The following is a 23384-nucleotide window of genomic DNA, read 5'->3' as shown; positions in this document are numbered from 1 at the left end:
AATCTAGTTTCTATCCCAGGCATCTTTAATCGCGTGCTTGGCCTGTTCCCATTTTAAGCGAGAATCTGCTTTAAACTCTTCCCAGCGCTGTTTCAGGTCGCCTTCAGAACTTTCAAAGTCGCGATCTGTGCCATATTCACTGCGGGCACGTGTACCGAGGTCATAAGCAGAAGATAAGTCCCGATCATAATCAATATCTGGGATATCTCTTTTAAAATCATTGTAGTAAGGACGGTCTGCATGGTTGTCACGCCAGTACCCATGTGGATCATTTGCATTGTTGACCATGATCATCTCCTTCGATTATTTATAATAAAAATAAGTGAAAAACAAAAAATGGTTTTACATATCTTCATCATCTAAGAGATTGTTTTGCTGCTGCGCATTCTGGTTATGGCGTTGTTGACCATATTGCTGCGGTTGTTGCTGTTGCTGCTGGCGGTTTTGTTGCTGACCAGGCTGTTGCTGTTGTTGGCGCAGCTGATCCTGTTGCTGATCATTTTGCTGGCGCTGTTGCTGGTTTTGTTGTTGCTGCTGGTTACCCTGATGTTGTGGCTGTTGCTGCTGTTGATCTTGCTGGCGTTGCTGATTGCCTTGTTGCTGGTTATTTTGCTGTTGTTGAGGTTGCTGTTGCTGCAGACGGTCTTGTTGCTGCTGATTGCCTTGCTGTTGAGGCTGCTGTTGCTGTTGGTTTAAACCATTGTTTTGATTTTGCATTTGAACACCTCTTTTATAGATATCGACGCTATCGCTAGCGCGCTGAAATCATCTGAGAAAAACAGATAGCTTCTTTTTAACATGAAACATCTCATGAAAAACCCTGGCTCTGTTACATCTTATTTAGTTGTAAGCGGTGATTTTAAGCCGGCATTTTTAATTGGCTGTCCTACATAAGATTTTTAAGAATGTAATCTTTTGTGTAATTACATTTTTCGCGATTTTATATATAACTTTACATTTCTTTATTTTAAGTAGCTGCTAGATAAAATGTGTTTTAAATATATTTTAAGCTCCCATATTTTTTATTTATTTTATTTAAATAAAAGGAAAATACTCGGATTTATTTGTGCTGGAAAATAGACGGGTAATAAATAAATTGAAGGATCAAAAGGTTGAGAGAAAATAAAAAAACCATTACATTGATGCAGTAAGACAAGAAAAAGGATAACAAAGATGCTGGTGGTTGAGGAAATTTACCGCAGTAAAAAGAATGAAAATTCGGTGCATTTTAATCTGAAAATACAGCGTAGTCTGAGCTGGTTTAAAAAAGCCCTGAGTCTGGATCAGGAGCTGGATTTTAAATTTATGAGTTTATGGATTGCCTTTCAGGCCATTTACCGTGAAGATGCGGCCAGTCCACCCGCTGCGCAGTTACAGCAGTTTTTTCAGCTTCTGCACCAGCAGGATGAAACCCGAAAAATTGATTATGTGTTATGGGAAAAATACCAGCAGCAGATTCAGGCCCTGTTGGCACATCCCTATACCCATCCGGAATTCTGGGCCTATCAGCATTTACAGCTCACGCGCGATGAATGGCAGCAGCGTGCCGCACAAGAGCAGATTGATCTGCAACAGACCTTGCAAAATAAACAGTCAGTCGCTTTGCTGATGGCGGTATTTAAACGCTTTGACAGTCTGCGTCACCAGTTTGCCAGTGGCGGTGCCAACTATAACAGCCTGCTAAACCGTGACATTCTGGCTGGGGCAACCAGTATTTTTGCTGCCTTAATTCCATCCTTTATTCAGATTCTGCTGGAATATCCGGCCAGTATTGATTCGGCCCAGCCGCATTATCCGATGGTGCAGGTGTCTTAAACCTGCCTGCACGATTTATACAGTTTTAAGCCAGTTGCTGGCGGCGCAGATGTTACTGATCTAACCAGGCAAAACAGGCCGAGCAGAGCACCAGGGTTAAACCAACCAGACAGCTCATGCTCCAGCCGCCATGATGCCAGGCGTAAATGCCCAGTGCAGAACCGCAGGCGCCGCCAATAAAATAGCTGGTCATATAGACTGCGTTCAGGCGCGATTTGGCATCGGGGCGTAAATGGAAAATCACGTTCTGGTTACTGGTATGTACACTGGCCAGACCTAAGTTAATTAGGCCAAAACCAATGATATAGCTCCATAAATACTGCGCGCCGAAATACAGGAAGCTCCAGCTGACCGCCAATAAAGAGAGTCCGGCCCAGGTGATCAGCTTGCCATGGCCGCGGTCGGCAATTTTGCCAATTTTTTTGGTGGAGAGTGCGCCGAATACCCCAATTAAAGTGACTAAACCGACTGCGACATCGGGCAGACCAAAAGAGGAGCCAAGTAACACCGCAATGGTGGAAAACAGCACGCTCATGGCGGCAAAGGCACTGGCACCAATCAGGGCGCGATAGACCAGCCGTTTTTCCTGGCGGATCAGTTGCAGCATCGAATGCAGGATTTTGCCATAGGCCATACGCACCGTCGGAATATGCGGCAAGCGTTTTTTCAGAATAATCGCCAGTCCTATCATCAACACGCCACTGATGATATAAATCAGCTGCCAGCCATATAAATTGGATAACAGTCCGGCCAGACTGGTCGACAGTAAAATCCCGACCAGTAAACCACTCATCAGTAGTCCGACCACTTCGCCCATTTTCTCCGGCTTGACCGACATGGTGGCAAACGGAATCAGAATCTGTGCGGCCACTGAAAATAGCCCGGTCATGATGGTGCCAATCCAGAGCATTGGCAGATTCACTGAAAAAGCACATAGAAACAGGCCAAACGCGGCCAGAAACATCAGCAGCGGAATGAATTTGGTTTTATTGACGGTATCGCCAACTGGAACAATAAATAACAGCCCCAGTGCATAGGACACCTGGGCAAACGTCACTGTGAGCGCGACTTGGGATTCGGGCACCTGAAAATAAGTATGAATCGAGTTAATCAGCGGCTGGCAATAATAGTTGGCCCCAGCACACAGACCGCAAGCCAGCGCCATAAGCCAGAGCAGGGTTTTATCCTGACTAATATCGGGAGAGGTGTTCATACAAGGTCCAGTTCAGGTCAATTCATTCAATCGCATCTTCGGCAATATTCAGCATGACGGCCAAAGATCACCATTTGCAACATTCTTTTTGCACGTGCGAGATACATGCGTAGCAGTCCGGAACAGGCTGAGCTGACTGATCATGGATCAGGCCATCAGCTTTTTCTTGGACAGGCTAATCATCATCACCCCAATGATATTGAGGGCGCAACCCAGCCATTGCCAGGCATTTAAATATTCATCTAAAAACAGGGTGGCCAGCACAATGGTCAGAATCGGGCCGATAGAGGCGATCATGGCCGAATGAGCGGCTCCCAGGCGTTCGATACTTTGCATTAATAAAATGGTTGGCAACACCGTGACCAGAATACCCAGTCCAATGCCATAGGCATAGACGCTGCCCGGTAATTGACTCAGCCGTTGCAGTGGCTCCGGTACGGCCAGCAGATAATGCAGTAAGGTGCCGAAACAGGCCACACTTAGCGCCAGGCCGGTAAAATTCCAGCTGCCAAATTTCTGGATCAGCCGCGGCGTCACCAGTAAATAGGCGGCAAAAGCCACCGCACTGGCAAATACCAGACTGGCACCGAGCCAGAAGGAATGGCCATCTGGCATGTTTTGCTGTTCTTGTAACATCACCAGTACCGTTCCACCATAACTGAGCAGCAAGGCCAGTATCGTTTTCAGGCTTAAGCGCTGCTTGTAGATCAGGCTGCTGGCTAGAACGGTTAAGGTGGGATACAGAAACAGGATAATCCGTTCCAGTGAGGCGCTAATAAACATGAGCCCCAGAAAGTCGAGCCAGCTGGCAAAATAATAGCCGAGCAGCCCGGCAGCCACGAGCAGTATCCATTCGCGCAGCTGAATCTGTGCATTACGATGCCGGTTAAACCAGCAGATCAGCAGGAAAAACGGCAGCGCACTGGCCATCCGCAGGGTCATTAAGGTAGTGGCATCCACCAGAGGTGAAAGCGCATAAGCCTGCTTGATAAAAATAGCCTTGGTGCTAAATAAAAAGGCCGCGCACAGTGCAAATAGTGAACCTAACTGCGTTCTGGTCAGGGAAATGGACATATTCAGAGCAATTTAATCAAGAGGGCAGGTGTCACCAGATTTTCATGCGTTGAGTATAAGCTGTCTGCTCGAAGAAATGAATGTGTAAAGATAGGCTTTATTCTCATTTTATGAAAATTTTAAGGTGATTTTTTTAAGTTAAATACCTGTTGATTCCTTATAGGTAATTGTTGCACAAAAATAGTGCAAAATACGCAAATTTAAGCAGTTGCGCTGCTTTATTCATCATCAGGCAAAATGATCAATAAAAAAACTTTTAATTTTTTATCGCATTTTCACAGCCAGATGTATGGGTTAAGGCCAGATCATCAGGCAGGAAATCATTTAGCCAATTGATGCATTTGACGAAGGATTTACTTTTCTGCCCGAACATTGGGCAGTTTTGACCAATTTCTCCTGGATTCTTCTGTGATTAAGATGTCATTTTAGTCAATCATGAACTGGATATTCATTTTTTGCTGCGAAAAAGCCGTTCATTATTGGTATTTATCAGCCTGTTGTAAGCCGGCACTACACGATAAGATTTGTCAAAACAATCAATTTTAAGGAAAGAAAAAACAAAACAGGACGCAATTCGCTGTAAAAAGTCAGGAGCTGTGCTGAAAATTTATACACCTTATTTCCAGAGCGTCGCCATGAAGAATAGAAAGCCAAACTGATCAATTATATCTGCCACCCTTCTTTTTATGAATCATCAGTTCAAAATATGGGTATTTATTAAATAAATATTGGGTGGTAATTTAAAAAAGTTCAATTAGAATCCAAAAATTCAACAAGGACATAACCTGAGGGGAAGCATCGTTTCGGCGATGTTTACTTAAGAAAAATTAGCTTGAGGAACGCTCATGCAGATCGGAATCCCAACCGAAACTGTCGTCGGTGAAAATCGTGTCGCTGCAACGCCAGAGACAGTAAAGAAGTTGATCAACGCGGGTCATAGCGTGGTTATTGAACGTGGTGCAGGCTTAAAAGCTGCCTATATCGATAGCGCCTATGAGCACGTAGGTGCCAAAATTACGGATGATGCCTATACCGGCAGTCAAATAATTTTGAAAGTTCGCGCACCGAAAGGTGAAGAAATTCAAAAACTTGCTCCTAATTCTACCGTAGTGGCAATGTTTGACCCATACCGCAATACTGAACTTGACCAATTTGCTGCACAGCAGGTGTCTGCATTTGCCCTGGAATTATTGCCACGAACCTTGTCCCGTGCGCAAAACATGGATGTGCTGTCCTCACAAGCCAACTTGGCCGGTTATAAATCGGTATTGCTGGCTGCAGCTGAATACCAGCGTATGTTCCCGATGCTGATGACCGCAGCAGGGACAGTTAAACCTGCCCGTGTCGTGATCATGGGTGTTGGTGTTGCCGGCTTGCAAGCGATTGCGACCGCAAAACGTCTGGGTGCGGTGGTAGAAGCCACTGACCTGCGTCCAACTGCCAAAGATCAGGTTGAATCTCTGGGCGGGAAATGGCTAGACGTGCCGATGTCTGAAGAAGAACAGCAAAAAGCCGCTGATGCTGCCAAAAATGGCTATGGCTGGATGCCGGGCGAACAGTACATCAAAGATCAGGCCATTATTGTCGATAAAGCCGTTTCCAATGCTGACATCGTGATTACCACAGCGCTGTTACCAGGTCGTGATGCACCGCGTTTAATCAAGGCGGAAACTGTGGCCAAGATGAAACCGGGTTCAGTCATTCTGGATATGGCGGTAGAAACGGGTGGTAACGTTGAAGGTTCTCAATGCGGTGAAACCGTGGTGACCGACAACGGCGTGAAAATTCTCGGTGTACCGAATATTCCATCAACGGTCTCTACTGAAGCATCGGCGCTGTATGCACGTAATGTGCTGAATTTTGTGGAAACCCTTTTTGATAGTGAAAAGAATTTTGCCATCAGTCAGGACGATGAAATTCAAAAAGCCCTACTGGTTACGCACGGCGGCCAAGTGCTGTTGAAACGAGGTTAAGGAGAACAGTCATGGTTGAAACAATTACAATTTTTGTCCTGGCCATTTTCGTAGGCTACTACGTGGTTTGGGGGGTTACACCTGCATTGCATACGCCACTGATGGCGGTAACCAATGCGCTGTCTTCGATCATTATCGTGGGGGCGATGATTCAAACGGTCGGCTTGCCTGTGTTAGGTGTGGATGCCAATGTGCAGTTCCAGAGCATTAACGTGGTGAGCGTACTTGGTGCGATTGCAGTATTCCTGGCCAGTATTAATATTTTCGGTGGCTTCGCAGTGACTGCGCGTATGCTGGAAATGTTTAAACCAAAACAAAAGAAAAAAGAGGGCTAATTGATGGAATTTATTCGAGACTATGCGGATTGGTTCTACCTGATTGGGGCTGTCCTCTTTATTTTAACTTTACGAGGCCTGTCTGGGCCAAAAACGGCGATTGCTGGTAACCGTTACGGCATGATCGCCATGGCGATTGCCGTATTGACTACCTTCTTTGTGGCGGATCATCCGGTTATCTGGATGATTGTGGGGGCGATGATTCTGGGTGCCATTGTCGGGATTGCCCGTGCGCGTACCGTACCGATGACGCAAATGCCAGAAACCGTAGCACTGATGCACTCACTGGTCGGTCTGGCAGCGGTGTTAATTGCAATTGCAGCGATTATTCATAACAACAAGCTGGTTGAACTGGGTCCAGAGCTGTTGGCAGCCAATGGCGTCAGCTTCCATGAAATGAGCAAAGTGCATTTGTTTGAATTGTTCGTGGGCTGTTTTGTTGGTGCGATTACCTTTACTGCATCGGTATTTGCTTACGGTAAACTGGCAGCGAAAAAATGGGCCAAGACCATTTCGGGTGGCTGGGTTAAACCGGTTCAGGCACTGATTTTCATTGCCATGCTGGGCTTTGGGATTCACTTCTTCTTAAGCGGTAGCATGACCTCGTTCTGGGCCATGACCGCACTGGCTTTAGCCTTTGGCTGGGTCTGGATTGCCCCAGTCGGTGGTGGCGACATGCCGGTGGTGGTATCACTGCTCAACTCCTTCTCGGGCTGGGCGGCAGCAGGGATTGGTTTTACCTTGGAAAACAACATGCTGATTGTGGCGGGTTCACTGGTTGGTTCATCAGGTGCAATTCTGTCGTACATCATGTGTAAAGCCATGAACCGTTCAATCATCAACGTTTTGTTTGGTGGTGCGATGGGTGGGGCGGCAGCGCCTACCGCAGGTGCGGGTGAGCAGGTACAGCGTAACTACCGTTCAGGTTCTGCAGATGATGCTGGCTTCTTAATGTCCAATGCGGACAGCGTGGTGATTGTGCCGGGTTATGGTATGGCACAAGGCCGTGCGCAAAATGCGGTGAAAGAACTGGCCAACTTGCTGAAAGAGCAGGGTGTAACGGTGCGTTTTGCGATTCACCCGGTGGCGGGTCGTATGCCAGGTCACATGAACGTCTTGCTTGCTGAAGCCGACGTGCCGTATGAAGACATTCTGGAAATGGACGAGATTAACTCGGACTTCCCGGCAACGGATGTGGTATTGGTGATAGGTGCCAACGACGTAGTCAACCCGGCAGCCAAAGACGATCCAAACTCGCCAATTTACGGTATGCCAATTCTGGAAGCACATAAAGCACGTACCATTATGGTGATCAAGCGCTCAATGGCGACTGGTTATGCAGGTCTGGACAATGACCTGTTCTATAACGACAAGACTATGATGGTCTTCGGTGATGCCAAGAAAGTGGTTGAAGACATGACCAAAGCGATTAACGGTACGGGTCACTAAGACGTCCGATACCCGCGTTCAAAATCCCCCTCGATTGAGGGGGATTTTTTATATCTGTGACTAAATAGAATCTTTTATTACATACGATTCAATCTTTGGGTTGGGGGGGAGATCGAGAAGCACTGCCGAGAGGTTTAAGTTCAGCTATTGGGAAGTGGAAAAATCAGTCGGTGTCTGGATTCAGCTGTGACCAGCTCTTATTTTGACCCAATAAAAAAGCGACCTTCAGGTCGCTTTTTGGGAAATCTTAGTTTACAGATTCAGGTGCTGTACGCCATAAGCTTTCTAGGTCGTAGAACTTACGGGCAGTTGGAAGCATGACATGTACCACCACGATACCCAGATCAATCAAGATCCATTCAGCATCGCGTTCACCTTCCATACCAATCGGGCGGAAGCCTGCTTTACGTGCTTCTTCAGCAACGTTATCAGCAAGAGATTTAACATGACGGGTTGAGGTGCCGCTAGCAATCACAATAGCATCTGCAACATTGCTGATGCTGCTAACATCAAGCTCAACAATTTCTTTGGCTTTTACATCTTCAAGGGCATCGCGCACAACTTGCAGGCAAGCGTGTACGTCATTGTTTGGGGAAGTCATTGCGAGATCGTGAGAATTAGAAGCGCCGGGCGATGGTTCTAAATTCATAAAGGGTATAATTTCCTGACAATTATTCATTGTCTAATATAGCGGCTTTGAGCCTAAATTTCAAATCTATGACAGTGCCGAATTATTGATATTCGGCAAAGTATTTGTTTTTCCACGCAAAGGAATTTGCTGAATCTTTGCTCGGTCGATATTCCGCCGCCACATAGCCTGCATAGTTACTGTGTTTGAGCCAGTCAAACACTTCCGCAAAGGCAATATCGCCGGTATCCGGTTCATGACGACCCGGGCAGTCGGCAAACTGGATATGGCCAATCTGTTGGATATTCTCGATCAGTCCTTCCAGTACGTTTTCACCCATCATGGCCATGTGATAGCAGTCATACTGCATTTTTAGCGCCGGATGTTGCACCGCTTCAAGCATCTCTTGGGCCTGGGCAATGTTCTGTACTAAAAAGCGCGGCATGTCGGTGCCATTAATCATTTCCATTACCGGCTGGATCTGCTGGCTGCTAAGCATATGGCTGGCCATTTTCAGGTTCTCGGCCAGTGTTCTGAGGCAAGGCAGCAGATCGGCATCCTGAGGCTGTTTACCAGCCAGAATATTGACACTTGGCACTTTGAGTGCAACCGCGTATTCAATGGCCTGTTCAACGGCATGACGAAACTCGATTTCCTTGCCCGGCACACCGGCCAGCCCGTTGCCGCCTTGCATTAAATCTCCGGCCGGAACATTAATCAGGCACAGCGTCAGTTCATGCAAGGTTAGCTGGCTTTGAATCTGCGCAATGCTCAGTTCATACGGAAACTGGATTTCAACATGCTGGAAGCCGTGTTGTCTGGCCAGTGCAAAGCGCTCAAGTAGCGGCACTTCAGTAAAAATCATAGAAAGATTTACGGCAAGTTTCGTCATAAACAATGTCCTGCATTCCCTGTGCAAAGGGTGAAATTAAGTGGTCTGTTCCACCTGTTGAATGACCGTGGATAAATCTGCTTCCGCAAAGCCTTTGGCCTGATGCGCTTGCAGTTGTTGCAAAGCCTGCTGTGCCACCGGAATATTCAGCTGATAATGCGCAGCCAGGGTCAGGGCATTGTTCAGGTCTTTGGACAGGGTCTGGACTTTCCACTGCACCGGTTCAAAGCTATGACTGGCCATGCGCGGGGTTAGAATCTGAAACGGTTTGGAGTCAGCAAATCCACCGGCCAGTGCGGGTGCCAGTAAAGTGGTGTCTACCCCAGCTTGAGCTGCAAGCGCGACAGCTTCGGCAATCAGGGTACTGTTGGCCGCGACAATCAGCTGATTACAGATTTTGGTGGCCTGTCCGGTGCCACTGGCGCCCATACGGGTCACGCGCTGTGAGAGCACATTATAAATCAGGGTCAGTTTTTCAATGGTGGCGGCATCACCGCCGGCAAAGATAACCAGGGTGCCTTGTTCTGCGCCCGCTGTGCCGCCCGACACTGGTGAATCAATCCACTTCACCTGCTGACGGGCTGCCTGTTCAGCCAGTGTCAGGGTTTTATCCACAGACAGGCTGGAGAAATCCACAATTACTTGCTTGGCCTGTAAATGCGGCTGAATCTGCTCAAAAACGGCTTGGACTGCATTGTCATCGGCCAGGCAGCTTAAAATTACCGGATATTGACCAATCTTTTCTAGGGCCAGTGCTTCAGCACCCATGTCCAGCAGTTCCTCACAGGCAGCAGCAGTGCGGTTCCAGACCGCGACCCGAAAACCGGCATGAATCAGACGTGCTGCCATGCGTGTGCCCATTAAGCCCATACCCAGAAAGGCGATGGGCGTATTGCGATCAAAACTCATGCTTCTCTTCCCGATCTTGATGCTCTATGCTTAGTTAAATTGACGCGGTAAAAAACTGGTGTCAGGTTGCTTGTCTTTTTTACGCGCCAGTTGACTGTTTTTGCCAAGCAGTAATTTCAGCTGCCAGATTTTTTCCAGACGTAAGGATTTTTGTGGATTATGTTCCATGGCATCTAGCACCTGTTTGGCCGCAGCCAGCGCATCCGGAGAACGCTGCGCCAGTTCCTGCGCCAGAATCTGGGCATGATCCAGTGGTGTGTCACTTAAGTGGGTGACTAAGCCAATTTCTTTGGCATATTGCGCTTCAAAAATACGGGCGGTGAGGGTCAGTTCTTTGGCCAGGTCCAGGCCAATCAGGCCTTTTAAAGAGCGGCTCAGACCCATATCCGGTACCAGCCCCCAGCGGCTTTCCATAATTGACATCTGGGTTTTAGGATGGGCAATACGAATATCTGCTGCCAGTGCCAGTTGCATCCCGGCTCCAAAACAGTAACCTTCAATCGCAGCAATCACAGGGACGGGCAATTCCTGCCAGATCAGAAAGGCTTTTTGAAACAGGCTCTGGCCGGGTTTGAGTAATTCCCAGGCGGCAAAGGCACGATTTTGCGGATTGTTTAAATCGGCCAGATCAATACCGGCACTAAACACTTCGGCTTCACCAGTCAGAATGACGCAGCGCAAGCTACGGTCTTTTTTTAGCTGCCTGGCAGTTTTGACCAGCTGTTTTAATAATGCAAAGCTCATGGCATTGCGTTTTTCCGGGCGATTCAGTCGCACAATGGCAATGCCGTTATTTTTTTCTACCTGTACTATGGTCATGGTCTAAACTCTTATTTTTCCTCTGTTGAGCATAGCATGCAGATACGCATGATACATGACAGGGCAGTCACATCCATCTTTCAACACCCTGACTTTAGTCGAGTCAGACTACTGCGTGTGCTTGTTTAGAATCTGCTCGGCGGCATGTTCAACCTGAGCAATCACGGCTTGTAATTCATCAAAGCGTCGTAACACTTCCTGAATAAAGGCGTCATCAGCCTTGCGGCGTTCTTTACGCAAGGTTGAAACAAACTGCTCAAAAGAACCGGTGGCGTCCTGCAGGCTTGGGGTGCCGACATAACGGGTGGCGCCATACAGACGATGCAGCACATGCTCCAGTTGCGGGAAATCTTCCAGTTCAATTAGCTGCTGCATTTCATGCAGTTCGGTGGCAAAGCTGTCGAGCAGCATACGCAGCAGATCCAGTGCCAGATCTTCCTTGTTGGCGGCCAGCATCAGGCTTTGCTGCCAGTCAAGAACCAGCGGATCAAGCGCTTCAATCACCACGGCTTTTTCCACTGCCGGCACCTTGTTAAAGTTTTCAGTGGTCCAGTGGGTCAGAATCTGGATGATCTGTTCAATCTGGATTGGCTTGGTGACGTAATCATCCATGCCGACTTTCAGCAGGTTCTGTTTTTCATCGGCCAGCGCATGCGCGGTCAGGGCGATAATTGGCAGGCGTTTATGCTTGTCGAGGGTGGACTCCAGCGAGCGGATGGCGCGGGTGGTATCAATCCCGGACATCACCGGCATCTGAATATCCATAAACACCAGATCAAACGGTTTGGCATCCTGTTCAATCCGCTCTTGCAGGATATTCAGGGCTTCCTGACCGCTCAGCGCTTTGGTGGTGGTGACATTCAGTTCACCTAACAAGGCTTCTAAAACAATCAGGTTTGGCAAGTGGTCATCTACCGCCAGCACATGCAGCCCCTGTCCATCAAAGACTTCGGTGCCTGTATCTTCAAACGGATTTTCATTGTTCAGTAACTGAATCAGCGCGCCACGGCTTAAAGGCTGATACAGCGGGCGGGTGCGATATTCATTCAGCATGCTTGGATCAAGCGCCATCTGGTAGCCGTAAATGGCCAGATTGCCCTGATAGCGGCTGCGAATTTCTTTCAGTAAGGCTTCGGTGTCACCGCTATGATCGACAATTAACCAGGTGTCTTCTTCCGGTGTAGACAGGTGATTGAGTCGGCTGAATAAGTCCAGAATCGAAGTGGTTTCGGTATGCTGGACCTGATAATTTTCCAGATAGTGACGCAGCACATTGGCGGTTGCCGGATGCGCCAGATAGGACACCACATGCTTGTTGGCAAAGCGTGGGTGCACAATAATTTCATCTTCATCAATGCTGAATACGGCAGTAAACCAGAAGGTCGAGCCTTTTTCAGTCGGTGCGCGTTCCTGGTTGTCTTCAAAGCCAATCTGGCCCTGCATTAAATGTACCAGCTGCTTGGAAATCGCCAGACCCAGACCGGTCCCGCCAAACTGACGGGTCACAGAAGCATCGCCTTGCGAGAAGGATTCAAACAGTTTTTTCCGGTCGGTGCCGCTTAAACCAATACCGCTGTCCTGCACGCTAAAATGAATCATGCTCTGACCGATATCTTCATGTTCAATGCGCGCACGTACAATAATTTCACCATCCGGGGTGAATTTAATGGCATTGGAAATCAGGTTGGTCAGCACCTGCTTAAAGCGCAGGGCATCGCCAATCACATGCTTTGGCACGTTGTCAGCATAATAAAAGGCCATCGCAATCTGCTTCTGCGCGGCCAGCGGCGACAGCATGTCCATTACATCATAAATGGCTTCTTCCAGATCAAAAGGTGCGGTTTCCAGTTCCAGTTTGCCGGCATCAATTTTTGAGAAATCCAGGACGTCGTTAATCAGCGCCAGCAGATGCGCCGAGGATTTGCGAATGGTTTGCAGATACAGATTCTGCTCATTGCTGAGGTTGCCCTGACGCAGTAATAAATGGATAAAGCCATCAATACTGTTTAGGGGAGTACGCAATTCATGGCTGATGTTGGCCAGGAAGACCGATTTGGACTGGTTGGCGGAAATCGCCTGGTCACGTGCCTGACGGTAAGTAATGTTCTGGACTTCCAAGGTATCTAGGGTGCGGCGCAAGTCATCTTCGGTCTGTTCGGTATGTTCTTTTAGTTCCAGAAAGCTGAAATGCAGACGCTTGACCACATTGGCAATATCACGCTGCAATAAACGCAGCTCGCCGGTACTGTTAATTACCATGTGCTGATCTAGCGTGTCGGCATTCAGGCGTTGCAGTTGCATACGGATTTCGTACATTGGCGCAATCCAGCGACGCGAATAGAAATTCAGGCACAGCAACAGCAGCATCAGGGTCAACAGGCCAGTGGCAATCAGCACGGTCATGACCCGATAACGGGCAATTTCCAGGGGCTGATTGTCCAGCTCGATTAGCAACCAGGCATACTGGCTCTGGCTTTCATCAATACGTAAGCCATAGACATGGCTGTCTTTATGCTGAATGGGGCCAAAGAAGGCGGCATCGCGCGGAAAACTGGGCCAGCCGGCCTGATCCTGATAGCCCATACTCAGGCGGCTACGGCCTTGGGAATCAATAATGGCAGTCCGAAGTAAATGCTTTTCATTGAGCAGGTTTTGCATATAGCTGCGCGCCTGCTCATATTGCCAGGGAAAGGTGTTGAGCTGCTGCAAGGCCACTTCAGACAGCATTTCATAGCGGGTTAAAATTGCAATCGCCATCTGCTTTTGCTGGGCGCGCGCTGCATTCGAGGTTTCGGTCAGAACCAGCCCTGCACCGACTGCCGCCAGCACCATAATGGGCACAAATATCAGGGCAATCAGTTGCCCATAAGCATGATTTAAATGTAGGCGCTTAAATAACTTTTTATTGATATTTGACATGGTTAAAGCAGTTTATTCGTTCTGCCGAGCAGTTTAGCATGCTTTATTTTAAAACTGACTGTGCTTTAAGCACTTTCACGAAAAAGCTGGTGAAAAGAGTGCAGGCGGGTGGTTTTTTTCATACAATATGCGCACCTAGAGAAAGGTGCAAATAATGAGTAATACCACCCCTGATTTCCAAGCCGATGAATTTCTATTAGATCATTATGTGGGCAAAACGCCATTGGTACGCTTGCAGCGTCTTGCAAGTCATACCCAAGCCACGGTGTTGGCCAAATTGGAAGGCAACAATCCGGCAGGTTCAGTCAAAGACCGCCCAGCGTATAACATGATTATGCAGGCGGAAAAGCGCGGTCAGATCAAACCGGGTGATACCTTGATTGAAGCCACCAGCGGAAATACGGGGATTGCACTGGCCATGGTGGCTGCCATGCGTGGTTATAATATGAAGCTGATCATGCCGAACAACATGAGTCAGGAACGTAAAGATGCCATGCGTGCCTATGGTGCCGAACTGATTGAAGTGACCAAAGAACAGGGCATGGAAGGAGCGCGTGATCTGGCCCTGCAAATGCAGGCCGAAGGCAAAGGTCTGGTACTGAACCAGTTTGGTAATCCGGACAATGTCGAAGCGCATTACCTGACCACCGGGCCGGAAATCTGGCAGCAAACTGGCGGTAAAATTACCCACTTTGTCAGCTCGATGGGGACCACCGGCACCATTATGGGGGTATCCAAATACCTGAAAGAAATGAATCCGGATATTCAGATTGTCGGTTTACAGCCTTCAGATGGTTCCAGTATTGCCGGTATTCGCCGCTGGCCGGAAGAATATTTACCGACCATTTTTGATCGTAGTCGTGTCGACCGGATTATTGATATTCCACAAATTGAAGCCGAGCGGACCATGCGTAAACTGGCGCAAAAAGAAGGCATCAGTGCCGGAACGTCATCGGGTGGTGCAGTCTGGGCTTCGCTGAAACTGGCAGAAGAAAACCCGGATGCGGTGATTGTCTGCATTATCTGCGACCGGGGTGACCGTTATTTATCGACCGGTTTATTTTCAGTTCAAGATCCTGAATAAACCACTGTCAAGCTGTAGAGAAAATTATGCGTCTACCGGTGTTGGTATTTGATATTGAAACATGGACCGACCTGAAGTCGGGGGCGCATTTGTATGGTCTGGATTTGCCGGAGGCAGATCTGGAGCAGGCACTGATGAAGCTGCGCCGTCAGGAATCAGGTATGGATTTTCAGCGTTTGCCGCTGCATGAAATTGTCTGTATTTCCGGCCTGTGGATTGATGAAACCGGCTTAATGACCCTGTTTTCTTTTAGCCGGGAACAGTATACCGAAGCCGAAATCCTGAAAAAATTTCTGTCGATTTTTGACAAGCGCCATCCGACCCTGGTGAGCTGGAACGGTTCGCAGTTTGATTTGCCGGTAATTTTATACCGCGCCATGTATCATGGCCTGTCTGCGCCAAGTCTGTTTGATCAGGGCGAAATTGACACGCAAAAGCGCTATAATAACTACCAGAACCGCTATCATCAGCGGCATATTGACTTGATGGATGTGATGGCCATGTTTAATGGCCGGAATTTCCAGAAACTGGATGATATGGCGCATCTGCTCGGTTTTCCGGGTAAACGCGGCGAAGCCGGTTATCATGTGCCGGAATATATCCGCGCCGGTGAATGGCTCAAACTCACCAGCTATTGTGAAGGCGATGTGCTGAATACCTGGCTGATCTATCTGCGCTGGCTCTTGCTGAAAGGGCAGTTGCAGCTGGATGATCATCGCCTGTGGGTTCAGACCACCATCCAGTATTTATCCAGCCTGCCACAGCATGGCGAGTTCCTTGCAGCCTGGCGCCAGAATGCACAAGCCACAGACTTTACTGCTGCAGATTTCCCATCTTCCACACTTTAGGTGCTCATGAAACATCGTCCATCCGCTCGTCCAGCTCAACCCCTGATCCATACCTTTCAGGTTGAGTCGCTGTCCCATGAAGGGCGCGGGATTGCACACTATGGTTCACAGCCTGAGCATCCGCAGGATAAACACGGCAAGAAGGTGTTTATTCAAGGCGCCTTGCCGGGTGAAACAGTCAAAGCACGGATTCATCATGTCACCAAACGGTTAGAAGAAGCCGACTGTATCGAACTGTTATCTGCACCTGCCGAGATGCGGGTCGAGCCGCCGTGTCCGTATTTTGGTGTCTGTGGCGGCTGCAATATGCAGCATATCCAGCTGGATGAGCAGATTCGTTTAAAACAGGATGTACTCAAGTCGCACCTGCAGCATTTTGCCGGCATTCAACCGGATGAATGGCTGACACCGTTACGTTCAACCCGGGAGGATTATCGCCGCCGTGCCCGGATCGGGGTGCGTTATTTCTCGAATAAAGACAAACTGGTGGTCGGTTTCCGGGAACGCCAGAGCAACCGGCTGACCTCAATTGACCGCTGTCTGATTCTGGACCGTGAACTCGGTTCAATCACCCGCCTGAAACAACTACTCCAAAGTCTAAAAGGCAAAGCCGACATTGGTCATGTAGAATTGGCAATGGGTGATACGGAAATTGCCCTGTTGGTCCGGCATACGGAAAAATTATCTGAGTCAGATGTCAACCAACTGCTCAAATTTGCGTTACAGAAACAATGGCAACTGTATCTGCAGCCTGCGGGACCAGACAGTGTGCAACGTGTAGATCAACCCGATCAGGCCATGCGTCTGCATTATGCACTGCCGGAATTTGAGCTGAAATTTGCTTTTCATCCGCTGGATTTTACCCAGGTAAATTCCACCGTGAATCCGCAAATGGTCAAGCTGGCATGTGATTTGCTTCAGTTGCAGGCAGGTGAGCGTGTGCTGGATCTGTTTTGTGGATTAGGCAATTTCTCTTTACCTTTGGCGCGCTGTGTCGGCGAAAACGGTACGGTGGTTGGCGTGGAAGGTTCAGATGAAATGGTGCATCGTGGTGCGGAAAATGCCCAGCTGAACGGGTTAACTCAGGTGAAATTCTTTTCACAAGATTTAACAAAAGATTTTTCGCATCATTCTTGGGCAAATCAAGGATTTGATGCATTATTGATTGACCCTCCGCGCTCCGGTGCCGAGGAAGTCATGCATTATGTGCCCAAATTTGGTGCGGCAAGAATCGTTTATGTGTCATGTAATCCGGCTACACTTGCAAGGGATGCGGGGATGCTGGTGCAACAGGGCTATCGTTTAAGCAAAGCCGGGGTGATGGATATGTTTAGCCATACCGGTCATGTAGAATCGATTGCCTTATTTGAGCAAGAAAAATCAATAAACGATTTATAGAAAATGAAGTATATAGAGGTAGGAGTAGGGTATGGTCACAGTACGTGAACAACTTCCTGGACGATTAAACGAATTGTCTGAGGAAACGACTGTAGAACATGCCGAGCAAGCACGACAGGATCTGGCAGAATGGCTGGACCGGGTTCGTGACATCTTAGATGGGGCAGCATTAGCAAAACTCGAAGAAGTTGCCACCTATACGTTACAAAAAGAGCTGGAAACGACAGTCAAGCACCGGTCCAATACCTTGTATACCGGAATTGAAATGGCCGATATTCTGGCTCATTTGCATGTCGATGAAGATACCTTGTCGGCTGCTATGCTGTACCGCAGTGTGCGTGAAGGGGTGATGACCCTGGAAGAAGTGCGTGAGCATTTCGGTGACAGCGTACATACCCTGGTCAAAGGTACCCTGTCGATGGGTAAGTTGTCCGAGCTGATTGAAAAGAATAAACGGCTGGAAGATCACTTCAATAACAACCAGCGCGAGCATCTGACCGGCATTTATAAAATGCTGATTTCCGTGACTGAAGATGTGCGTGTGGTGCTGATCAAGCTGGCCGAACGTACCTATGCCTTACGTGAACTGACCACTGCATCTAAAGAGCGTCAGGAACGGGTCGCGCGTGAAATTCTGACCATTTACTCGCCGCTGGCGCACCGTCTGGGCATCGCCCAGTTAAAATGGGAGCTGGAAGATCTGGCTTTCCGTTATCTGGCGCCGGACCGTTATAAAGAAATTGCGTCTTTACTGAATGAAAAACGGCTGGAACGTGAGCAATATATCCAGTTTGTAATTGATAAGCTCAAGAGTGAACTGGCGGCGCATGGCATTGAGTCGGAAATTACCGGCCGGGTTAAACACATTTATTCGATTTATCGAAAAATGAAGAGTAAAGACCTGAGCTTCGACCAGCTCTATGACATTCGTGCGGTGCGGGTACTGGTCAAAACCATTCCGGAATGTTATCACTCGCTCGGTATCGTACATCAGCTGTGGCGGCATATTCCGCATCAGTTTGATGACTACATTACCAATCCGAAAGCCAATGGTTATCGCTCGCTACATACTGCAGTGATTGCTGAAAACAAGTCGCTGGAAGTGCAAATCCGTACCATGGAAATGCATGAAGAAGCGGAACTTGGCGTGTGTTCGCACTTTAACTATAAAGAAGGCAGCAAAACCACCGATCATTCCTTCAACCATCGTTTGCATTCTTTGCGTGCGGTGCTGGAGCATTATCAGGAGCGTAATGATGCCAGTGCGCATAAGTCCGATGATGAAACTGAAAACTTCGAGCAGCTGCAAGAGTTTGAAGATTTTGAAAAGATTTATGTGTTTAGCCGCGATGGGGATATTAAAGAATTACCGCGTGGCTCGACCGTGCTGGACTTTGCCTACCATGTGCATACCGAGGTTGGTAACAAGTGTTATGCCGCGCGGGTCAATCAGCGTTATGTGCCGCTGACCTATACCTTAAAAACCGGTGAACAGGTCGAAATTCTGACCAAGAAAGACCGTGAACCAAACCGTGACTGGCTGGTGAACTCACTTGGTTATATCAAGACTGCGCGGGCGCGTGACAAGTTACGCCACTGGTTCAGACAGCAGGACCGCAGCAAGAATCTGGAAATTGGCCGTGATATTCTGAATAAGGAATTGTCGCGTCTGGCGATTCACCCGAAAAGTATCGACTTGAATGATTACTGCAATCACTTTAATGTCAAACTCGGTGAAGACATTCTGATTGGTCTGGTCAATGGTGAAATCAGCCTGCATGCGCTGATTAACCAGGTTAACCGGCATATGCATCTGGATCAGGATGAACCGGAACTGGTATTAAAACCGACCCTGAATCCGCGTGCCAGCCATACCTTGTCGGCGCATGGCATTCTGATTGATGGTTTGGATAACGTCGAGTTGCATATTGCCCAGTGCTGTCAGCCGGTACATGGTGAATCCATTGCCGGCTATATTACCCTGAATCGCGGCGTCAGCATTCATAAGGTGGCCTGTCCGGATTATGTACGCATGATCAGCCAGGAGCCGGAACGTGCGGTCGAAGCCGACTGGGAAATGCAGCCAACCCGTGGTCAAAGCGTGCAGATTGTAGTGGAAGCCTATGATCGCCGTGGTCTGCTGAAAGATCTGACTCAGGTGATTTTCTCCGATCAGATTAATATTCGTCAGGTGAATACCATTTCCGAAAATGATGGTATTGCCAATATGAAGCTGTTAATTGAAGTCAAAGGTCTGGCCCAACTGTCACGTCTGCTGGCACGTTTGGAGCAGCAGCCGGGGATTATCAGCGCACGTCGTTTGGTACAGGGCAATTAAACTTTCTTTCTTATCTTTGAAAAAACCAGTGATCTTGATCGCTGGTTTTTGTTTATGCAGGAAATGCGTCTACACATGAGCGCACAGATCATTTTAGAATTGGCCCGTCTGGCACAGATTGCACCGCAGCAGCCGGCGCTGGAGCGTAAAGCGCACATCCAGCAGCAAAAGCAGGCCATTTATGCTTTTCGTAACCAGCGCCTATCGGCCTATTTAAACGCGCCAATCTGCTCGGAAGATTTTGACCGTACTGCGTATGGCAAGCCGTTTTTGCCTGCGTATCCGCAGCTGGCCCTGAATCATAGTCACAGCCGTCAGCACTATGCACTGGCCTATAGCGAGCAGCTGCAAGATGTTGGGGTGGATGTTGAAGATCTGGATCGCAAGGTGCGCTTTGAGAGTCTGGCCAGGCACATGTTTCATCCGGCTGAATGGGAATTGTGGCAGGCTTATGGCCAGGAGACAGATTACTGGTTTAAGGTCTGGACCACCAAGGAGGCTGTTCTGAAAGCGTCAGGGCTGGGTATTCGCATGAGCCTGAACCAGCTGAATAGCGGGGTTCATCCGCATCAGCAGGGTGGATTCTGCCATCATGAGGGCTTGGGTACGTTTGCCTATCAGCATCTGAAGATTGGTGGCTGTATGCTGACCGTAGCCTGGCGTTCTGAACGTTCCTGCAAGGGATTTCAGTTTCCCAAGCTGCAACTGATCCGCCATTAAAAAAGCCCATCCGGAGATGGGCTTTTGCTGGTATGGGAGGGATAAGAATTAAGGAATTTCTTCCTCTTCAAATTCCGGTTTTACCTGCACAATAAAGTCTTGACGGTTCAGACCACGCCACAGTGCAAAGGCGGTACCAATATAAATCGAAGAATAAGTCCCGACAAAGACACCGACAAACATGGCAATCGAGAACCATTTCAGGCCATCACCGCCCATCAGCATCATCGCCACCACCACCAGTAACAGTGTCATCGAAGTGTGGATGGTACGACGTAAGGTTTCGGTTAAGGCAATGTTGACCACTTCCAGCGGCGAAGCGCCCCGAATTTTACGGAAGTTTTCACGAATACGGTCCGAGACTACAATGTTATCGTTGAGCGAGAAGCCGATAATTGCCAGCAGGGCTGCCAAAACGGTCAGGTCAAATGGCCATTGCATCATCGCAAAAATACCCACCGTCACGATAATATCGTGGAACAGGGACAGTACCGCACCCATCGCCAGTTTGAACTCGAAGCGGATGGTGACATAAATCAGCATCAGGATCAGCGCCAGTGCCACGGCACCTGCAGAACGCACATATAGCTCGTTACCGACCTGACCGCCGACCACATCGACCTTGGTCACATCGGCGCTGTTGCCCGGCAATTGTGCCGCTGCGGTAATGGTCTGGGTCAGGTCTTCGACTTCAATCTCGTCCTGCACCGGCATACGCACCATCAGGTCACGTTCAGAACCCAGGGTCTGTACCACCGGATCACGGAAACCGGCCTGCGTCAGGGCAGAAGAGACATCGCTGGCTTTCACCGGATTGCTGTAGTTCAGCTCTGCGGCAATACCGCCGGTAAAGTCCAGACCCAGATTTAAGCCTTTGGTGGCAATAAAGAAGATGCTGGCCACGGTTAAAATGATCGAAAGCAATGCCGCCGGCAACGCAATCTTCATAAACGGAATGACGCGCTCATCATCCGGACGGCCGTATTTTTTCGGATTCAGTTGAGTATTCTCAGTCATCATCGATCTCCTTAAATGCTCAACTTTTTCAGGTTACGGCGTTTGCCATAAATGATCTGTACAATCGCACGGGTTACGGTAATGGCCGTAAACATCGAGCAGACAATACCAATCATTAAGGTCACGGCGAAGCCTTTAATCGGACCGGTACCAATCGCGAACAGAATGAACGCCACCAGGAAGGTGGTTAAGTTCGAGTCGAAAATGGTGTTATAGGCCCGGTCATAACCGGCTACGATGGCCTGTTTGGGTGAGGCCCCCCATTTGATCTCTTCCCGTATCCGCTCACAGATCAGGACGTTGGCATCGACCGCCATACCAATGGTAATCACGATACCGGCAATACCTGGCAAGGTTAAAGAAGCACCAATCCATGACATCACTGTCAGGATCATCGCCAGGTTAAATACCAGCGCGAAGTTGGCAATCACGCCAAACAGACGGAAGAACACCACCATCCAGATTGCAACCAGAATAAAACCGATCTGGGTCGAGGTTACACCCTTGTCGATATTTTCCTGACCCAGACTAGGACCAATCACACGTTCTTCAACGAAGTACATTGGCGCAGCCAGGGCACCTGCACGTAACATCAGTGCCAGTTCAGCCGCTTCTTGCGGTGAATCCAGACCGGTAATCCGGAACTGTGAACCTAATACCGCCTGAATGGTTGCGGCGTTAATCACCACAGATTCGGTGTATGGGGTACGCACTTCAGTCTGGACGCCGGTTTCCGGATCAGTTACATAGCTGATGCGCTGCTTGTTCTCAATGAACAGTACCGCCATACGTTTGCCGACCGCATTACGGGTCGCGTCTGCCATCAGCTTGCCGCCTGCAGAGTCGAGGGTAATGTTTACCTCGGCGCCGCCAGTATCCTGGCTAAAGCCACTCGATGCATTCTGTACGCGTTCACCGGTTAAAATACGGCTACGGTTCAGCAGCAACTGACGGCCACTGTCGAGCGATTCAAAGGCAAAGGCTTCAGTGCCCGGCGGTAAGGTCTGGCTGCTGAGCTGACCGGTATACGGGTCAATATGCTGATCATTCAGATCAGAGACCAGACGGAATTCCAGATTCGCAGTACGACCCAGAACACGCTTGGCTTCAGCGGTATCCTGTACACCCGGCAATTCCACCACAATACGGTTGCTGCCTTGGGTTTGGACCAGTGCTTCGGCCACACCTAACTCGTTAATACGGTTACGTAGCGTGGTCAAGTTCTGGTTCACGGCATAGGATTCAATTTCCTGCTTGCGCGTGTCGGTATAGGTCAGGCGCAACATGGCACCATCTGTGGTGGCCAGGGCCTGCTGGTTAAACTCGTTGCCGTTACGGCGCAAGAAGTCCATTACGGCTGAGCGGTCGTCATTGTTGGCGAACTGCACGGTAATGGTGTTGTTATTCAAAGACAGGCTGTTGAATTTCAGTTTGTTGTCGCGCAGTTGTCGACGCAGGTCAGTCGCAGAGGTCTCCATGCGCTGGCTGATGGCCTTGTCCATATCCACTTCCAGCAGGAAGTGAACACCACCACGCAAGTCCAGACCCAGTTTCATTGGCTTGGCGCCAATTTTCTGTAGCCATTCTGGAGTGGTTGGCGCCAGGTTGAGTGCCACGACATAATCATCACCCAAGCCCTGACGTAATGCATCTTTGGCTTTAAGCTGTGCTTCACTTGAGTCCAGACGCAACAGGGCTGCGTTATTGGTAAAGCTGTTGTCATGGCTGGCAATATTTTCTGATTTTAGAATTTGCTCTGCTTTTTGTACGATGCTTTGGTCAATTTGGGTACCGGCTTTGGCCCCAGAAATCTGAACCGCAGGCTCATCTGGATACAAACTTGGCAGGGCATATAATGTACTCACCACCAGAACCACAAGGATGAGTAGATATTTCCATGCTGGGTAACGCATTTAATTTTCTTCTTAAAATGAAAAAGTCGTGCGGGCGCAC

20 protein-coding genes are annotated in these 23384 nt (G+C 48.8%); 9 read left to right on the top strand and 11 right to left on the bottom strand.

Features of this window, described 5'->3' with window-relative positions; all coding sequences use genetic code 11:
- Positions 1 to 3: 3 nt before the first annotated feature.
- The gene (locus FTU55_RS09650) at positions 4 to 288 is read right to left on the bottom strand and encodes a hypothetical protein (RefSeq protein WP_005180111.1); all 285 of its coding nucleotides are present in this window, start codon (positions 286 to 288) and stop codon (positions 4 to 6) included.
- A gap of 54 nt (positions 289 to 342) precedes the next feature.
- Positions 343 to 717: a hypothetical protein gene (locus tag FTU55_RS09645; RefSeq protein ID WP_127800932.1), complete on the bottom strand. Its 375-nt coding sequence runs from the start codon at positions 715 to 717 to the stop codon at positions 343 to 345.
- A 456-nt stretch (positions 718 to 1173) separates the two neighbouring features.
- Here FTU55_RS09645 and FTU55_RS09640 point away from each other — a divergent pair, with 456 nt between their 5' ends.
- Complete coding sequence (locus FTU55_RS09640; RefSeq protein WP_160240983.1) at positions 1174 to 1815, top strand: hypothetical protein; 642 nt, start codon at positions 1174 to 1176, stop codon at positions 1813 to 1815.
- 52 nt (positions 1816 to 1867) lie between these two features.
- On the opposite strand, the gene FTU55_RS09635 is transcribed toward FTU55_RS09640, so the two are convergent.
- Together FTU55_RS09635 and FTU55_RS09630 are read right to left on the bottom strand one after the other, a co-directional pair.
- Positions 1868 to 3028, bottom strand: coding sequence for an MFS transporter (locus FTU55_RS09635; RefSeq protein ID WP_180046920.1), 1161 nt, complete (start codon positions 3026 to 3028; stop codon positions 1868 to 1870).
- A 147-nt stretch (positions 3029 to 3175) separates the two neighbouring features.
- Positions 3176 to 4102: a DMT family transporter gene (locus FTU55_RS09630; RefSeq protein ID WP_180046918.1), complete on the bottom strand. Its 927-nt coding sequence runs from the start codon at positions 4100 to 4102 to the stop codon at positions 3176 to 3178.
- Positions 4103 to 4947: 845 nt separating this feature from the next.
- Between FTU55_RS09630 and FTU55_RS09625 the strand changes: the two genes are divergently transcribed.
- From FTU55_RS09625 to FTU55_RS09615, 3 genes are read left to right on the top strand one after another with little or no spacing between them, the layout of a single operon-like run.
- On the top strand, positions 4948 to 6075 hold the full coding sequence (locus FTU55_RS09625) for a Re/Si-specific NAD(P)(+) transhydrogenase subunit alpha (protein ID WP_168370001.1): 1128 nt from the start codon (positions 4948 to 4950) through the stop codon (positions 6073 to 6075).
- Between the two features lie 11 nt (positions 6076 to 6086).
- A complete protein-coding gene (locus tag FTU55_RS09620) occupies positions 6087 to 6410 on the top strand; it encodes a proton-translocating transhydrogenase family protein (protein ID WP_005180100.1) in 324 nt (107 codons plus the stop codon).
- Between the two features lie 3 nt (positions 6411 to 6413).
- Positions 6414 to 7859, top strand: coding sequence for an NAD(P)(+) transhydrogenase (Re/Si-specific) subunit beta (locus FTU55_RS09615; RefSeq protein ID WP_005180098.1), 1446 nt, complete (start codon positions 6414 to 6416; stop codon positions 7857 to 7859).
- A gap of 247 nt (positions 7860 to 8106) precedes the next feature.
- Here FTU55_RS09615 and rsfS read toward each other — a convergent pair whose 3' ends face one another.
- The 5 genes from rsfS to FTU55_RS09590 all read right to left on the bottom strand — a co-directional run bounded on the left by rsfS (position 8107) and on the right by FTU55_RS09590 (position 14026).
- Positions 8107 to 8508: a ribosome silencing factor gene (gene rsfS / locus FTU55_RS09610; protein ID WP_005180097.1), complete on the bottom strand. Its 402-nt coding sequence runs from the start codon at positions 8506 to 8508 to the stop codon at positions 8107 to 8109.
- 82 nt (positions 8509 to 8590) lie between these two features.
- A complete protein-coding gene (locus tag FTU55_RS09605; RefSeq protein ID WP_127799676.1) occupies positions 8591 to 9379 on the bottom strand; it encodes a hydroxypyruvate isomerase family protein in 789 nt (262 codons plus the stop codon).
- Between the two features lie 36 nt (positions 9380 to 9415).
- Positions 9416 to 10288, bottom strand: coding sequence for an NAD(P)-dependent oxidoreductase (locus FTU55_RS09600; RefSeq protein WP_005180090.1), 873 nt, complete (start codon positions 10286 to 10288; stop codon positions 9416 to 9418).
- A 30-nt stretch (positions 10289 to 10318) separates the two neighbouring features.
- Positions 10319 to 11107, bottom strand: coding sequence for a crotonase/enoyl-CoA hydratase family protein (locus tag FTU55_RS09595; RefSeq protein ID WP_016658615.1), 789 nt, complete (start codon positions 11105 to 11107; stop codon positions 10319 to 10321).
- 108 nt (positions 11108 to 11215) lie between these two features.
- Positions 11216 to 14026, bottom strand: a complete 2811-nt coding sequence (locus FTU55_RS09590) for an ATP-binding protein (protein ID WP_104473600.1) — start codon at positions 14024 to 14026, stop codon at positions 11216 to 11218.
- A gap of 154 nt (positions 14027 to 14180) precedes the next feature.
- Between FTU55_RS09590 and cysM the strand changes: the two genes are divergently transcribed.
- The 5 genes from cysM to FTU55_RS09565 all read left to right on the top strand — a co-directional run bounded on the left by cysM (position 14181) and on the right by FTU55_RS09565 (position 20414).
- Positions 14181 to 15110 (top strand): cysteine synthase CysM, encoded by a 930-nt coding sequence (gene cysM, locus FTU55_RS09585; protein ID WP_045796607.1) that lies wholly within the window; start codon positions 14181 to 14183, stop codon positions 15108 to 15110.
- Positions 15111 to 15136: 26 nt separating this feature from the next.
- Complete coding sequence (locus FTU55_RS09580; RefSeq protein ID WP_016658616.1) at positions 15137 to 15958, top strand: 3'-5' exonuclease; 822 nt, start codon at positions 15137 to 15139, stop codon at positions 15956 to 15958.
- A gap of 6 nt (positions 15959 to 15964) precedes the next feature.
- Positions 15965 to 17356 (top strand): 23S rRNA (uracil(1939)-C(5))-methyltransferase RlmD, encoded by a 1392-nt coding sequence (gene rlmD, locus FTU55_RS09575; protein WP_180046917.1) that lies wholly within the window; start codon positions 15965 to 15967, stop codon positions 17354 to 17356.
- A gap of 31 nt (positions 17357 to 17387) precedes the next feature.
- The gene (locus FTU55_RS09570) at positions 17388 to 19694 is read left to right on the top strand and encodes a bifunctional (p)ppGpp synthetase/guanosine-3',5'-bis(diphosphate) 3'-pyrophosphohydrolase (RefSeq protein WP_045796610.1); all 2307 of its coding nucleotides are present in this window, start codon (positions 17388 to 17390) and stop codon (positions 19692 to 19694) included.
- A 75-nt stretch (positions 19695 to 19769) separates the two neighbouring features.
- The gene (locus FTU55_RS09565) at positions 19770 to 20414 is read left to right on the top strand and encodes a 4'-phosphopantetheinyl transferase superfamily protein (protein WP_252725340.1); all 645 of its coding nucleotides are present in this window, start codon (positions 19770 to 19772) and stop codon (positions 20412 to 20414) included.
- A gap of 48 nt (positions 20415 to 20462) precedes the next feature.
- Here the strand turns inward: FTU55_RS09565 and secF are convergent, their stop codons facing one another.
- The gene (gene secF, locus FTU55_RS09560) at positions 20463 to 21434 is read right to left on the bottom strand and encodes a protein translocase subunit SecF (RefSeq protein WP_171065090.1); all 972 of its coding nucleotides are present in this window, start codon (positions 21432 to 21434) and stop codon (positions 20463 to 20465) included.
- An 8-nt stretch (positions 21435 to 21442) separates the two neighbouring features.
- The gene (gene secD, locus FTU55_RS09555; RefSeq protein WP_016658621.1) at positions 21443 to 23344 is read right to left on the bottom strand and encodes a protein translocase subunit SecD; all 1902 of its coding nucleotides are present in this window, start codon (positions 23342 to 23344) and stop codon (positions 21443 to 21445) included.
- Positions 23345 to 23384: the final 40 nt, after the last annotated feature.

The sequence above is a fragment of the Acinetobacter sp. YH12117 genome (genome assembly GCF_013418865.1).
GTDB classification, from domain to species: Bacteria; Pseudomonadota; Gammaproteobacteria; order Pseudomonadales; family Moraxellaceae; genus Acinetobacter; species Acinetobacter indicus.
This window is presented reverse-complemented; position numbering and strand designations above follow the sequence as displayed.

Coding starts and splice junctions, on each gene's coding strand:
- FTU55_RS09650 (WP_005180111.1), bottom strand. CDS start 288: ATGGTCAACAATGCAAATGATCCACATGGGTACTGGCGTGACAACCAT.
- FTU55_RS09645 (WP_127800932.1), bottom strand. CDS start 717: ATGCAAAATCAAAACAATGGTTTAAACCAACAGCAACAGCAGCCTCAA.
- FTU55_RS09640 (WP_160240983.1), top strand. CDS start 1,174: ATGCTGGTGGTTGAGGAAATTTACCGCAGTAAAAAGAATGAAAATTCG.
- FTU55_RS09635 (WP_180046920.1), bottom strand. CDS start 3,028: ATGAACACCTCTCCCGATATTAGTCAGGATAAAACCCTGCTCTGGCTT.
- FTU55_RS09630 (WP_180046918.1), bottom strand. CDS start 4,102: ATGTCCATTTCCCTGACCAGAACGCAGTTAGGTTCACTATTTGCACTG.
- FTU55_RS09625 (WP_168370001.1), top strand. CDS start 4,948: ATGCAGATCGGAATCCCAACCGAAACTGTCGTCGGTGAAAATCGTGTC.
- FTU55_RS09620 (WP_005180100.1), top strand. CDS start 6,087: ATGGTTGAAACAATTACAATTTTTGTCCTGGCCATTTTCGTAGGCTAC.
- FTU55_RS09615 (WP_005180098.1), top strand. CDS start 6,414: ATGGAATTTATTCGAGACTATGCGGATTGGTTCTACCTGATTGGGGCT.
- rsfS (WP_005180097.1), bottom strand. CDS start 8,508: ATGAATTTAGAACCATCGCCCGGCGCTTCTAATTCTCACGATCTCGCA.
- FTU55_RS09605 (WP_127799676.1), bottom strand. CDS start 9,379: ATGACGAAACTTGCCGTAAATCTTTCTATGATTTTTACTGAAGTGCCG.
- FTU55_RS09600 (WP_005180090.1), bottom strand. CDS start 10,288: ATGAGTTTTGATCGCAATACGCCCATCGCCTTTCTGGGTATGGGCTTA.
- FTU55_RS09595 (WP_016658615.1), bottom strand. CDS start 11,107: ATGACCATAGTACAGGTAGAAAAAAATAACGGCATTGCCATTGTGCGA.
- FTU55_RS09590 (WP_104473600.1), bottom strand. CDS start 14,026: ATGTCAAATATCAATAAAAAGTTATTTAAGCGCCTACATTTAAATCAT.
- cysM (WP_045796607.1), top strand. CDS start 14,181: ATGAGTAATACCACCCCTGATTTCCAAGCCGATGAATTTCTATTAGAT.
- FTU55_RS09580 (WP_016658616.1), top strand. CDS start 15,137: ATGCGTCTACCGGTGTTGGTATTTGATATTGAAACATGGACCGACCTG.
- rlmD (WP_180046917.1), top strand. CDS start 15,965: ATGAAACATCGTCCATCCGCTCGTCCAGCTCAACCCCTGATCCATACC.
- FTU55_RS09570 (WP_045796610.1), top strand. CDS start 17,388: ATGGTCACAGTACGTGAACAACTTCCTGGACGATTAAACGAATTGTCT.
- FTU55_RS09565 (WP_252725340.1), top strand. CDS start 19,770: ATGAGCGCACAGATCATTTTAGAATTGGCCCGTCTGGCACAGATTGCA.
- secF (WP_171065090.1), bottom strand. CDS start 21,434: ATGATGACTGAGAATACTCAACTGAATCCGAAAAAATACGGCCGTCCG.
- secD (WP_016658621.1), bottom strand. CDS start 23,344: ATGCGTTACCCAGCATGGAAATATCTACTCATCCTTGTGGTTCTGGTG.